At 63.3% G+C, this 14130-nt stretch carries 6 protein-coding genes; 2 read left to right on the forward strand and 4 right to left on the reverse strand.

Translation table 11 applies throughout. The features are described 5' to 3' along the window. Window positions 1-113 precede the first annotated feature (113 nt). Entirely contained in the window at window positions 114-4991 is a 4878-nt protein-coding gene (locus P3R38_RS13775) for an NEL-type E3 ubiquitin ligase domain-containing protein (protein WP_347176201.1), read from the forward strand. 7 nt (window positions 4992-4998) lie between these two features. Here P3R38_RS13775 and P3R38_RS13780 read toward each other — a convergent pair whose 3' ends face one another. Beyond that, entirely contained in the window at window positions 4999-7503 is a 2505-nt protein-coding gene (locus P3R38_RS13780) for a UvrD-helicase domain-containing protein (RefSeq protein ID WP_277686260.1), read from the reverse strand. A 175-nt stretch (window positions 7504-7678) separates the two neighbouring features. On the opposite strand from P3R38_RS13780, the gene P3R38_RS13785 reads away from it, so the two are divergent. Beyond that, on the forward strand, window positions 7679-8377 hold the full coding sequence (locus P3R38_RS13785) for a pirin family protein (protein ID WP_023380872.1): 699 nt from the start codon (window positions 7679-7681) through the stop codon (window positions 8375-8377). Window positions 8378-8483: 106 nt separating this feature from the next. Here the strand turns inward: P3R38_RS13785 and pgm are convergent, their stop codons facing one another. From pgm to P3R38_RS13800, 3 genes are all read right to left on the reverse strand, one after another. Beyond that, window positions 8484-10121, reverse strand: a complete 1638-nt coding sequence (gene pgm, locus P3R38_RS13790) for a phosphoglucomutase (alpha-D-glucose-1,6-bisphosphate-dependent) (RefSeq protein ID WP_023380873.1) — start codon at window positions 10119-10121, stop codon at window positions 8484-8486. 86 nt (window positions 10122-10207) lie between these two features. Further along, window positions 10208-12469 carry an ATP-dependent DNA helicase gene (locus P3R38_RS13795; RefSeq protein ID WP_027906698.1) on the reverse strand — a complete coding sequence of 754 codons (2262 nt, stop codon included), beginning with the start codon at window positions 12467-12469 and terminating at the stop codon, window positions 10208-10210. Beyond that, a complete protein-coding gene (locus P3R38_RS13800) occupies window positions 12466-14115 on the reverse strand; it encodes a VRR-NUC domain-containing protein (RefSeq protein WP_023380875.1) in 1650 nt (549 codons plus the stop codon). The genes P3R38_RS13795 and P3R38_RS13800 overlap by 4 nt, the downstream gene beginning before the upstream one ends. Window positions 14116-14130 lie beyond the last annotated feature (15 nt).

The following is a 14130-nucleotide window of genomic DNA, read 5'->3' on the forward strand; positions in this document are numbered from 1 at the left end:
CCCTCGTACCGACCCATACATGCGCGAGACCGACCCTTGTAGGCAAGTATCTACCGCATCCTGACCGCGAAACGAAGGTCGACTATCGCCTCTGAAGACCAGAGGCTCTCGCCATGTACAGCACACCCCCGCTCCACCAGGCATCTATCAGCCGCGCCCTGCCCGAATGGGTCACGATGTTGCATCCAACGCATACCCAGTACATCGTCGAGCAATTGCGTGCCGACTACCTCGCCGATGACGGCGCCCCCTTCAGTTGGTACAGCACCGCCTCGGATGATGATCGCCAGCGACTGCGCGCACTCATCGAAGCGCGCAACACCCACCAACGAGCCCTGCAAAAGAGCCTGCGCGGGTTCCAAGGGATCACCGAATTCTGCAAACCGTTGCTGACCCGCCGACTGAACATCGCTGTGGCCGTGGACAAGGCCCACTATGTGTTCCAACCCTTCGAACCCGCCAGCAGCAACTGGCCAGGCGTTCCCAACCCGGAGATACCGCTGGTACCGGAGCGGGAAGTGGACATCCTGGCCACCCGACCTGTCGGCGCGCCGCAGTCGCGCAGCCTGTTCGAGGCGGCCCTGCACAACTTCGAAGGCCTGGATGAAGTCGGCGCCTACAGCACACTGATCAACGCGCCAGACGATGACAGCCCACTGCAAGGGCTATCGATGGCGAGCTTCGTCAGGCATTGCCGGGAGCTGGACCTGGGTCGACAGTACCAGGCCCATCTTCAGTCGTACTATGACGGCCCGCGCAAGGCTGAAATCGAGCGACTGACCCTCGACACCCTGCGCCATTCATTACGGGTGCGGGCGCAGGTCGCGGCCCTTCAGGGACTGCTTAGCCAACGCGGCCTCCGCGGCCTGAACCAGCTGGCCGAAAACGCAGCTCGGCCAACCTATGGACAACACGACCTGCACTGCTGGCGCCTGAGCCTGTTCGACATTCCCCTCCACGACCTCCTGCTGATCGGGCCAGACCAACCCGACCAGAACAATCCATGCATCGTCTACATGCCGAATGACAGCGAACACCCGGTCAGGGAGTTCAGCTCACGCCAGGAGGCTGGACGGCATCTCAGCCACAGGCTGCTGCAGAGCACGTTCCGCCGCCTGTTGATCAATTGCGCCTACCAGGACAGACAGGCGGAGCTGAACCGCTTGCTTGAGCAGGCACTGTTCGAACCGCGTGACGGCCTCGTCCACCCGCGCCGAGAGATCGATCTGCGGTTCACCCCTTCGCGAGTCAATGGCGGGCTCTGGTCGGCGCTCTACGCGGCCAATGTCTCGCGGATGAAAGCAGATGCCAGGGCCATCGCCGTCCCAACCGCCGATGTCGACGCCAAGGCCCGCCAGGAACGTCTGGCCCATTGGGCCGAGACGGGCGTGAGCCTTCTCAATGTCGCCGCCTTTTTCGTCCCCGGCCTGAATACGGTCATGGCGGGCGTGTTCGCCTATCAAATCATGGATTCGGTGTTCACCGGGTTCCACGCCTGGGAGGAAGGCGATACTGCCCAAGCGTTGGGGCAATTGACCGCACTGGCCATCAATGCGGCGGTAACGGCGGGTTTTGCGGTAGGTACGCGGCTGGTGCAGGCCTCTGGCTTCGTCGATGCCTTGCAACGCGTCTGGCATGACGGGCAAGCATTGCTGTGGCACCCGCAAATGGCCCGTTATGCCAGCTCCACAGTCTTGCCGGAGGGTGCAGTGATGGACGCGTCAGGCTATTACCGGGTCGAGGGTAAGATCTACTGGATGCACGATAGCGCGATGTTCGAAATCTTCCGGGACGCCGAACAGCAGTGGCGTGTTCGCCATCCCCACGACCCCAATGCTTATGCCCCTCTTCTGCACCACCACGGTGACGGTCGTTGGCAACTGGCTTTCGAACGACCGGTGGAATGGGAGCCAGCCCAGTTGCTGCGCCGCCTGGGCCAGTTCAGCGCCGGGCTCGACGATGCCGAACTGGCCGCCGCCCTGCGTACTACCGGCATCGACAGCACGGTCCTGCGGCGCACCCAGGCTACCGGGCTGCAGCCTCCGGCACTGCTGCGCGAAACCTTGCTTCGCCTGCGCCTGGACAACCAGGTAGAGCACATCGTCGGCAGCGTACGCCATGGCCAACGCCTGGCCGCCTACAAGAACTACGCACTGCCAGAACTGCTGAACATGCCGCAATGGCCCCTGGATCATGTGCTGAAGGTGTACGACGGCCCGGAGCCTTGGGGCGATTCGGTGCGCTACGGCGCGCCACCGATGCTTGGCCAGGTGGAAATCGAGATCACTCGCTCGGACCTGGAAAGCGGCCATTTGAGCCAGACCGTGCTGGCCCAGATGGGTGAGCAACAGCGGCAATCCCTGCTGGGCGATACGCCTTCCGCGCAGCGTGCCAGCACCCTGGACCAACGACTGGCCGATCGCCTGGACAGCAAGCGCCAAGCCATTTTCGACAGCTTGCGGCACAGCCAGGGCAAATTGCGTAGCCCTGCCGAGCAAACACTGGCACGGCAGTTTCCTGGCCTACCGGACAGCGCGCTGGAGGAGATACTCAGACACATCGGTCACGGCGAGCGGCAACGACTTGCATCGGGGCGGGTGCCTTTGCGCATTGCCGAAGAAGCACGGTTGCTGCAAGCCCATGCACGGCTCGATCAGGCACTCCTGGGCTTGTATCGGCCCTCGCTGGCCAATGCCGACAGCCATTTGTTGAAACAGGCGTTGCTGGCCGAACACCCCGGCGCAACGGCCACCGAGCTGTTCGGCCACGCCACCGCCGACCGAGGGCATTGCGCTGCCCTGCTCGGCCAACAGCCCATCAGGCCGAGCGTGCGATCACCCTTGCGCCTGGCCAACGGCCGTCTGGGCTACCCGCTCAGTGGCCGAGGCGCCTCCACGAGCGTCGCCACCGGACGACTCCGGGCCCTCTACCCAACGCTCAATGCCGAGCAGCTCAGCGCGCTGCAAGCGCAACTGTCCCAAGCCGGTGACTTGGGCAGCGCAATCCAACGACTCGAAGAAGAACAGCGCACCTTGCTGAGCGCACTGAACCGCTGGCATCAGGCCGTCGAGCAGTCGCCCCTGCGTGACCAACGCCGGCAATGCAGCGAACGGCTCATGAGTGCATGGCGCCAAGAAGGCGAGCCCGACGCCTCGGTGCTGGTACTCGATGACCTGGAACTGACCGAACTGCCGGCAATCAGCGCACGCTTCCCCCAGGTCCGCGCCCTTACCCTCGAGCGTCTGACGTTGACCCGACTGGAAGGCGCCTTTCTGGCGTGCTTCCCAAACCTCTCGCAGCTTGAAGTGATCGACAACCCGCGAATCGACGCTGAGTCACTGTTCGACGCCCTGAGGTCGACCCCTAAATTACAGGCGCTGTCGCTGGGCGAAAACCGCCTCACCACCCTGCCCCCCACGGCGCTGCGGGCCCTGGGCGCCATGCGTGACCTGCGTGTGCTCAATCTGCATGGCAACCTGCTGGAGCTCAACGATGCCAGCCTGGATTGCCTGGCAGGATTACCGCTGGAGGCCCTGGGCCTGTCGGACAACCACATCACGCTGAACCCGGCACTGGCGGCGCGCTTCCAGGACCTGGTGCATCTCAAGGTGCTTCGACTGAGTGGCAATCCACTGCAATTGGCCCCCGACCTGCGTTACATGGCGCGGCTGAGGCAACTCGACCTGGACCGCTGCGACCTCAGCCAATGGCCCAACGGGCTGTCCACCCTAATGCGCCAGCCGCAGTACCAACTGCGCATCCTGGACCTTTCCCACAATCGCATCGGTACAGTCCCCGATCTGTCCGACGTGTTACAGACACCCTTCGCCCGCGATGTTGCCGCCCGTGTCGAAGGACGCAGCTGGCTGTTCAATTTCAACCCGCTCGAAGGCCCAACGCGTACTCGCCTGGCGAACGGTGGTGTCAACGTGACCGAGCGTACGCCACGACAAGGGGATCGGGGGATATGGCGTGACCAGGCCAGCAGTCACCAGCAACGACTCTGGAGCGACCTGTTCGAACACGGCGGGAACCGCCATCTGCTCAACGCTTTGGAGCGTTTGGCGCAATCGGCAGAAGCTCGCCAGGACGCACAAGGCGTTGCGACGCGCGTGTGGGCCATGCTCGAGAAAGCCGGACAGGACACCGGGCTACGAGAGCGCCTTGAACAAGTCGCCCAGGACTACCCACCCACCTGTGGGGATGCCGGTGCCGATGCTTTCAGCGCTCTGGAGATCGAGGTGCTGGCCCACGAGACGGCGGGTCGGCTCGGTGATCGCTCGCAAACGCTGCTGCACCTTTACCACCGGTTGTTCCGGCGCAGCAAAGTCAATGAACTGGCCGACCGCATCAGTCTGCGAAGAACGCTACGCAAGCAGGCCCTGCAAGATGATGTCTTTGACGAAGACTTGCCGCCATACGATGAGCTGGACGAGCCTTTGGCCTATCCGGATCTGTACCTGCAAACCGGCCTGGTCGACGATATCGAGGTACGACTGGCCTTGCGTCAATCGCTGGCCGCGCGCCTGGACTTCCCCGAGCCGAGCCGGGGCATGCTGTACCGTGACACCGCCAGAATCACACAAGGCATCATCGACAAAGTGGCTGCCGAGGTGGAACGGCTCGATCGTGACCACCAGGCTCGGGAGCGCTGGTTGATCGAGCAACCAGGTTGGGTCATGCACATTAAGACCCGCTATGCCGAGCAGTTCATCCTGCTCACCGATTTCTGGCGATCAGGCCATGACTACCTGTTCTACTGCCTGGATCGAAGCAATGAGCCTGTCACGCGCCTAGATACCTCGGTCACCACCGCTCTGGCGAAAGTCATGCCGGCCAGTCCCCTGGACGAACAGCACCATGTGCGCCGCGTGCAGCTCAACGACGGGCAGTTCAAGCAAGCCATGGATGCCCTGAACGCCGAGCAACAGCAGGTCGAACATGGCCTGTTGCTCAGCCTCACCCACCAGGTGGCAACCCTCGGCGGCTAGGTCGCGCTCACTGTCCGCGCAGGTCTTCGAAGAAGGCCTGCCGGCCATCCACCTGGCTGGACGCACGCGGCGCACTCGCCGCCTCGCCATTGGCAGCCTCGACATGCCAATAGCAGTGCCGGACCGCCCGCGTCACCGCTACGTAGGCCAAGCGCTGTACCTCTTCTTTCTGCGCGGTATCGAAAGGCTGGGCATCGCCTGAACGGCCCAATTCGGCCAGTCGATAGACCTGGTTCTTGTACGGCGAACTGGTCAGGTACTGGCAGTCGCCCAACATGAACACCGCATCGGCCTGCAGGCCCTTGGCGCTGTGATAGGTCAACTGACGCAGCCGACGCTGCTCGGCGGGCAGTGCCGCTTCGGCTTGCAGTACCGTTTGCAGGTGCTCACTCATCAAGGCCCGGTCACTGCCCTTGCGGTACAGCATCATCACCGACTCACCGCGCTGGTAGTGCTCGATCAAGGTTTGGCCCAGTGCCGCCTCGTCACGGTCGAACACCCGGACCGGCGAGCCCGGCAATTCCGCAGCCGGCCCCGCGGCACGCGCCTTCTTGCCCGCGATGGCCGGGGTCCCCTTGACCAGATGCTCGGCGGCGTCGATCACCTGCTGCTGGCAGCGGTAATTGTCGACCAGCATCACCCGGGTATTGGCCGGTGACGGGAAGGTCTTGGTGAACTCCATGAAGTACTTGGGCGAGCTGCCACGCCAGCCGTAGATCGACTGCCAGTCGTCCCCCACGCACAGCAACGACGAGTGCTGGGCATTACGCCCAGTATGCATGGCTGTGCCACGCCGGCGAATTTCAGCGAGGCTGGCCCGGAGCCAACTGACGATCTGTGGTGAAACGTCCTGGAACTCGTCGATCATCAAATGGGCCAACGGGCGCAGCAATGGGTCGGGCAACAGCTGCAGGTTCTCGGGATTGTTTTCACCAAACAGGGCGAACATGCGGTTGTAGCTCATCACCGGCGGCGACTGGGCGAGCAAATGCGCCTCCAGCGCCTTCCAGTACAATGCCAGCGCTTCGAAGAACAACCCATCACTGTCGCCTGCGGGGAAGCTCATCGCTGCGACCGCTCTGCCGACCTCAAGGCCAAGGTTCTCGATGAAACTTGCCGCGCCGACGAAGGCATCGAGCAGCGGCGCCGCTGCCAGTTCGCCCTTGACCTTGTACTCGAAACCCGGTCCCGACACCGCATCCCCCGCCAACGACGCCGCCAGGCGCCGGGCCATCGCGTAGTTGTCGAGCCAGATCAGCGGCTTGTCACAGTAGGCCTGCAACAGCGTGCGCTTGACCGCCCATTCCGCACGCACCGCAAGCTTGGCGCCGGGGCGTTGGTACTGAGCACTTTCCGAGGGGTCGAAGCCCAGCACCACCCAGGTATCCAGCCCTTCTAGACGCCCGTGGACATGGAAGCGACTGCCGCGAATGTCTACCGTCTCGCGGCACGGCTCGATGCCCCTGATCGGCCAGGCGCCCGCCGCGAACCACAGGTCCTCGATCACATCGCACAGCTCTTCGTCACGCTGGGCGGCCAGCTGGGTCACCTGCACACGCTTTTGCACGTCCGGGTGGTCCGGGTCCAGGGGCTTGAGCTGCAGGGCCTCGCGACGCAAGGTCGCGATGATCTGGGCAAAACGCGGGCTTTGATCGAGCAGTTGGCTGTAGCACAGGTTCAGCTGCTGACGCTGGGCGTCGTTCAGACGTAGATCGAACGGATTACTGTCAGCCTCAGCCTCTTGGCCGGCCGGTATCTCGCTGCCCAGTGTCTCGAATGCCCGTACCTGGCCAAAACCCGGCAGGCTGCGGACCAGCGGCAGAATGCGCGAATGGAAGGTTCGTACCATTTCCCGGGCACGGGCAGGCGACAGATCGATCTGCCAGCGTGCGAAGACCTGCACCAGGCGCTTGATGAAATCCTTGCGTGACTCGCGGGTGAAGGTGACCACGGTCATCGCGTCAAGCTCGTAGCCCAGGTAATGGCGTAGCAGCAATATCCGCAGCACCAGCGAGGTAGACTTACCCGCGCCGGCCCCCGCCACCACGCAGGTGGACGGTGTGTCGCTGAAAATCAGCTTCCACTGCGCGGCGCTGGGCTGGGCCTCGGCAGGCAGGCGCTGGGCGACATCGGCCTTGAAGCGCTTTTTCAACTCGGCGCTCAGCGGCAGACGCCAATCATCGAACAGTTTGTCGTCCTGGCCGGGAACCGCAGGCGCATCGGGGCGAGTGTCGCGAATCACCAGTACCTGGCGCCCGGCTTCGTAACCTTCCAGCCGTCCACGCTCGAAACCTTCTCGCAGGCCGTCAGCGTGGCCGCTACGTTGGCCAGTGGCGTGCCCCAGGAACCAGGAGTCGCGGTGTTGCGCTTGCAGACGGCTCAGGCCACGCCCAAGCAGGCGTGCGGCCAGGCGACGAAACCAAGGCAGCTGGGCTGGAGGGGTAAGGTCGGCGGGCGCCTGGGTTTGCTCGTGGGCCACGATCACTCCGTTGAAAATCGAATCAGCAGCCATGTTCGCTGCATCTAAGAAAAATCGCCAGCGAATCAGTGCATTAGGCGACAAAGCGGTCAAATGCCATCTGCAATTCAATCTATTTTATAGATTGTTTTAAGTCGATATTTACGCTTTTTTTCGATCTTTAACCCACGCATCATGGCGTCATTCCACCGAATCAAGGAGCACGACCATGCTGCAACTGCGACCGTTCGAAAGCCTTGGCCACGCCAATCATGGCTGGCTCGATGCCCACCACCATTTCTCCTTCGCCGAATACTACGACCCGGCGCGCATGCACTGGGGCAACCTGAGGGTCTGGAACGACGACTTGATCGCGGCCGGCAGCGGGTTTCCACCGCACCCGCACCGCGACATGGAAATCATCACATACGTCCGTGAAGGCGCCATCACCCACCAGGACAGCCTTGGCAACAAGGGCCGTACCGAGGCGGGCGATGTCCAGGTGATGAGCGCCGGGACCGGCATCGTTCATAGCGAGTACAACCTGGAAGACGTCGACACGCGGATCTTCCAAATCTGGATAGTGCCTGAGCGGGTTGGCGATGCGCCGTCCTGGGGAACCCGTCCCTTCCCCAAAGGCGAACGCGGTGAGGGCTTCGTCACCTTGGCCAGTGGCCGTGCCGGCGACGAAGACAGCTTGCAGATTCGCACCGATGCAAGACTCGTGGCAGCCACCCTGCGTGCAGGGGAAAGTGCCGAGTACCGCCTCGATGCAGGGCGCCGCGGTTACCTGGTGCCAGCCAAAGGACTGGTGGAAATCAATGGACTGCGAGCCAAAGCCCGCGACGGGGTGGCGATCGAGCAGGAAGAACTGCTGCAGGTGACCGCGATCGAAGACAGCGAGATCGTGCTGGTCGATGTAGCTTGAGTGAAGGGAACAACCGCCAGCAAGCTGGCTCCTACATCGCAATTTCTGTAGGGGCCGGCTGGCTGGCGATTGGGCTGCACGACAGCCCCTGTTTTAACCGTTTCGATCAGGCAATCGCCGCATCCACCAACACCTGGGCTTCTTGCACCAGACGCTGCAAATGCGCTTCGTCGATGAAGCTCTCGGCGTAGATCTTGTAGATATCCTCGGTACCCGAGGGCCGCGCGGCGAACCAGCCGTTGGCGGTCATCACCTTCAGCCCGCCAATGGCCTGGCCGTTGCCCGGTGCATGGCTGAGGATCTGCACGATTGGCTCGCCGGCAAGTTCCGTCGATGTCACCTGCTCTGGCGCCAATTTGCTCAGCAAGGCTTTCTGCCGTGCATCGGCCTTCGCCTCGACACGCGTGGCATACGGTTTACCCAGTGCTTTGGTCAGGTCGGCATAGGCCTGGCTTGGGTTGCGTCCGGTACGGGCGGTCATTTCCGCCGCCAACAACGCCGGGATCAAACCATCCTTGTCAGTCGCCCAGACCGTGCCGTCCTTGCGCAGGAACGAGGCACCGGCACTTTCCTCACCGCCAAAGCCCAACGAGCCGTCGAACAGGCCCTGGGCAAAGAACTTGAAGCCGACCGGCACTTCGTACAATGCACGCCCCAGATGCTGGGTAACCCGGTCGATCAGGCCACTGGACACCACGGTCTTGCCCACGGCGGCATCGCTGCGCCATTGCGGGCGGTGGCGGTACAGATAGTCGATGGCCACTGCCAGGTAGTTGTTCGGTTGCAGCAGGCCGTCGGGCGTGACGATACCGTGACGGTCGTGGTCCGGGTCGCAGGCAAACGCCACATCGAACCGCTCGCGCAGACCAATCAGTCCCTGCATCGCGTATGGCGAAGAGGGGTCCATGCGAATCTGGCCGTCCCAGTCGACGGTCATGAAGCGGAACGTCGGGTCAACCTCGGTGTTCACTACTTCCAGGTTCAGTTGGTAACGCTCGGCGATCGCCGACCAGTAGCGCACCCCTGCTCCGCCCAGCGGATCGACGCCCAGGCGCAGGTTGGCGCCACGGATGACATCGAAGTCGATGACGTTCTCAAGGTCTGCGACATAGCTGGAGACATAATCGTGACGCTGGGTGGTCGCTGCCTGCAGCGCCTGGGCGTGGTCCACTCGCTTGACGCCGGCAAGGCCCGCCGCCAGCAGTTCGTTGGCCTTGGCCTCGATCCACTTGGTCACATCACTGTCGGCAGGGCCGCCATTGGGCGGGTTGTACTTGAAACCGCCGCTCTGGGGTGGGTTGTGCGAAGGCGTGATGACGATGCCGTCGGCCAGGCCCTGGGTGCGGCCGCGGTTGTAGCAGAGGATGGCATGGGACACCGCGGGCGTCGGGGTGTACTCATCGTCCTTGGACAGCATCACCTGCACGCCGTTGGCGGCCAGTACCTCCAGAGCGCTGGCCGCTGCCGGGGCAGACAAGGCATGGGTATCGGCACCGATGAACAGGGGGCCGTCGATGCCCTGCTCCTGACGGTACAGGCAGATGGCCTGGGTAATGGCCAGGACATGATGCTCGTTGAAGCTCAGTTCAAGCGAACTGCCCCGGTGCCCCGAGGTGCCGAAGGCCACGCGCTGGGCCGCCACGGCGGCGTCGGGACGGCCGGTGTAATAGGCGGTGAGCAGGCGGGGAATATCGACCAGCACGCTGGCCGGAGCCGGCTTGCCTGCCAAAGGACTGAGCGTCATGCAAAAACCTCGAGTTCAACGGATGTTGGTGTTGGAACACGCAGTGTACTGGGAGTTGCAATACTGCGCGATGGGCCCGCCGAGGATTATTCGCCAGCCATGTGCCACCATCCCGGAAACATCTGCTGGACCCGCGCCTGGGCAAAGCGCTCGTCGATCAGCACCAGCACGCCACGGTCCTGATCGCCTCGTATGACCCGACCAGCGGCCTGAATGACCTTGCGCACACCTGGGTACAGATAGGCGTAGTCGAATCCGGCGCCGAACTGGCGACCCAGTCGCAACTTGAACTGTTCGTTGACCGGGTTGACTTGCGGCAGACCGAGGGTCGCGACAAAGGCGCCGACCAGGCGCGTACCCGGCAAGTCGACCCCTTCACCGAAGGCGCCACCAAGGACCGCGAAGCCAACCCCCTGGCCGTCGGCGACAAAGCGGTCGAGAAACGCCTGACGCGCCTGTTCGTCCATGCCCGGCGACTGCAGCCACAATGGGATCGTCGGGTGGCGACGGGCGAGCACGTCGGCGACCTGTTGCAGGTATTCGAAGCTGCTGAAAAACGCCAGATAGTTGCCCGGCATCCGCTGATACTGCTCGGCGATCAGGGTGGCAATAGGCTCCAGCGAGGCGTGCCGTTGGTGGTAACGGGTGGACACTTCGCTGGCGATACGCACTTGCAGCTGTTCACCCCGAAATGGCGCCGCCACCTCAAGCCATGCGGTATCCGAGGGCATGCCCAGGAGGTCGGCATAGAAATGCCTGGGGCTGAGCGTGGCCGAGAACAGCGTCACGCTCCGGGCAGCCTGCATGCGCGGGCCCAGCAGCCGCGCCGGCGTGACATTGCGCAGGCACAGGGTGGCCAGACGCCGATTGCGCTGACCGCTGCGCAAGCTGATATCGAACAGGAAGTGCTCATCGAACAGCTCGGCCACCCGATTGAACTGCAAGGCCTGGAAGAAGAACTGCAGCACCTGCGGGTCCACTTCACCATTGGACTGGTCCAGGCGTTCCTGGATGACCCCGATGCATCCCTGCAGGGCTCGCAGAAAAGCCTCCGGTAGTTTGTCGCTGGCCTGATACGGCGCCTGTTGGGCCTTGAACACGGCATTCCACTGCCGGTTCAGACGGTCCAGCGCGCTGCCAAGGCCCACTGGTTTACTCTGGCGCAGCGCAAGCAACTGGCCCTGGTCGAGACTGGCGCTGTACATGCCGCGGCCGCGCTCGATCAGGTTGTGGGCTTCGTCCACCAGCACCGCGACCCGCCACTGGTTGGCCTGGGTCAGGCTGAACAGCAACGCATGGGCATCGAAGTAGTAGTTGTAGTCGGCCACCACCACATCCACCCAACGGGCCATTTCCTGGCCCAGGTAGTACGGACACACCTGGTGGGCCAAAGCCACCTCGCGAAGCAGTTGCCGATCGAGCATCGGCAGGCGTGCTGCTGCCTCTCGCGCCGCCGGCAGGCGATCATAAAAGCCCTGGGCCAAGGGACAGGACTCGCCATGGCACGCTTTGTCGGGGTGCTCACAGGCTTTGTCGCGAGCGATCAACTCCAGGGTCCTCAACGCCGGCTGCGCCGAGGCATCGTCGATCTGTCGCAGGGCGTCGAGGGCCAGTGCCCGGCCTGGGGTCTTGGCCGTCAGGAAGAACAGTTTATCGAGCTGTTGCGGTGCCATGGCCTTGAGCAACGGGAACAGCGTACCCAGGGTCTTGCCGATCCCCGTGCTGGCCTGGGCCATCAGGCAACGGCCAGTGCTGACCGCCTTGTACAGGGTCTCGGCCAACTGGCGCTGGCCCTGGCGAAACTGCGGGTATGGAAAGCCCAATACCTGCAAACCCTGGTTGCGCTCGACCAGGCGCTGCTCCTGATATTGGGCCCAGGCGAGAAATCGCTGGCACTGGGTTTCGTAGAAGGTTTGCAATTGGCCAGCCTGGTAGCGCTCGCTGATCAGCGTCTGGCCATCGTTGTCGACGTCCAGATACACCAGCGCGACGTCGATTGACGCCAGCTGCCGGGCCTGACACAGCAGCCAGGCATATACCTTCGCCTGCGCCCAGTGCAGTTGCCGATGGTTGGCCGGCTGGCGCGCCAGATCGCCACGGTAGGTCTTGATCTCCTCCAGCCGATTGCAACTGGGGTCGTAGCCATCGGCACGCCCGCGCACCTGCAAACCCCGATACTGGCCTTCAAGGGTGATTTCCGACTCATAATCGGCCGCGCGCCGGGCCACCACTCGCCGATGCCCTTCGATGCCTTCCAGCGCCGTGGGCGATGGCGTGAAGCGCAGATCCAGGTCACCGACCTTGGCACTGAACTCACAAAGCGCACGTACTGCTACCGAGTAGGTCACGGCGCCTCGCTCCAGCGAACATGACACACCGCCACCGGCAAGTCATGCTCGGCGCAGAATGCCAACCAGCGCAACTGGTTGTCCTGCAGGCGATCTCCCGGCCCTTTGACCTCGACCATCTGGTAACGGCCTTGCTCAGGCCAGAACTGAATCAAGTCGGGCATGCCCGCACGGTTGTTGCGAATGTCCTGCAACAGCCGCGTGAAGCAGTGTTTCAGGTGGGCGGCTGGCAAGCAGTCCAGTGCCTGGTCCAGCAACGCCTCGCTCAACTGCCCCCAGAACACGAACGGCGACTGCAGGCCGTGCTTGGCGATGTAGCATTCACGCATGGCCTGGCGATAGCTACCATCGTCGAGCCTTGCCAGGCAGGCGTCGAACAGGGCGGCACGACGCTGCTGAAAGTCGCTGTCGTGCAGGTCTTGAGGCCCGCTCTGGAACGGGTTGAAAAAAGCCCCCGGCACCGGAGCGAATATCGCATCCCAGCACAAGAGGCCGAACAGGCTGTTGAACAGGGTGTTTTCCACGTAGTGGACCACTGCGCCCTGCCCGGCCAGATGTTGCCGCACCGCTTGCTCGACGCCCAGCGCTGCCAGCTCGCGGGGCAGCTCCAGTTCGAGCAGGGTCAAGGGCGCCGTACGGCTGCGTTTTTGCGCTGGACCACCGAGTTTGCGCACCAGCCTGGGCAACATGCGCTCAAGGGCCTGGACCTCAAGGGCGTTGGCCGGTGCGGCGGCCAACTGCTGGGCCATTTCAAGGGCTTGCGGCCACCGTTCACTGCGCTCCAGCACCCGCACCTGGCGGATCCGTGCCTGCGCATGGTTGCTTTGGGCGTACACCGCCAGGGCCTGGTCCCAATCGCCGAGGCGCTCGCACTGCTGGCCAAGGGCAAACAGCAAACGCGAACGGCGTCGTGCCAGCCAGGGGTTGTCACAACTCAGGCCTTGCAAGGTAGTGAGGATGGCCACCGGTGACTCGCCCTGCTCCAGGCCCTCGGCGCACCGATGCAGCGTCATCGCCAGATCGACCTCGGCCCGTTCACGCAAGGCGCGGGAGTCGTGGCTGAACGGCACCGTTTCGAAGCGCAGCAAGCCCAGGTCGGCGAGCACGAACTCTGACCAGTCCTGGTACAGGTTGCCGAAGAACAGCAGACGAATACGGTCGCACAGCACCTGCAGGCGCCACTGAACGATGCGCATGGGGGCATCGACGTACCATTCGGCCAACGGCCGGGGTTCGAGCGCCAATGGCTGCAGTTGCGCAAACATATCGCTTTTCGATGCTCTAGGCCGGGTCAACTGGCCCGCGAAACATGCCGCCAGCTCGTCCTTGCGCAGCAGGGCGAACAGGTGCTCCAGGCTCAGCGACGCAGGCTCAGCGACCCAACCGAGCGCTTGCAACGGCTGTAGCGCCAGCATGGGGTCACCGATTTCGGCGTAGTCCAGCCGGTCGCTGCGAAACAGCTCGCCCTTGCGCATGACCATGCGCACCATCAATGCCTGTGCTGGCACTTCCAGCTGGGCGAAGGCCTGGATGAACGCCAGCTCGTGCGTATCCAGCAAGTCGGCGTAACGTTGCTCGACCCACAGCAATACCTGACGAAAGTTATGCAGGTAGTAGAGCGGGTCGTCGACGGAATGGGCAATCACGAGTAGGGTCGGGCC

Source organism: Pseudomonas sp. NyZ480 (assembly GCF_029537255.1).
Taxonomy (GTDB): Bacteria; Pseudomonadota; Gammaproteobacteria; order Pseudomonadales; family Pseudomonadaceae; genus Aquipseudomonas; species Aquipseudomonas taiwanensis.